The 363-nt window shown below is 70.0% G+C and carries 1 protein-coding gene; it reads left to right on the top strand.

What is annotated here, in order from left to right; all coding sequences use genetic code 11:
* The coding region (locus AC5P09_RS52190; protein WP_493880661.1) for a hypothetical protein at nt 1-363 on the top strand (363 nt) is incomplete at both ends.

Genomic DNA, 363 nt, shown 5'->3' with positions numbered 1-363 from the left:
CGCACCCGGCAGGGCGGCCAAGACGACGTCAAGCAGCTCACCGAGCACCGCTACTTCCGCGGCCTGCACGGCGACAAACTGCCCTCCGGCACCAAGACGTCGGCCGTCGTGACGAGCGACAACACCAGCTACGACGACCTTCCCCAGTACCAGGGGCAGTTGCTGGAGCAGATCACCTACGCCTCCGACGGCGGACCCGTCGACTCGGCGACCGTCACCACCCCCTGGGCGGTGAAGACGGCGACCCGGACCCGTGCCGGAACCACGCCGCTGGAGGCGTGGATGGCCCGCCCGGAGACCGTTCGCACCCGCGAGCGCGTCAAGGGCGACACCTGGCGCACCTCGACCGAGACCACCAAGTAC

This window comes from Streptomyces sp. a15 (assembly GCF_059026085.1).
The sequence above is the reverse complement of the archived record's forward strand: the minus strand, read 5'-3'. Positions and strand labels throughout refer to the sequence as shown.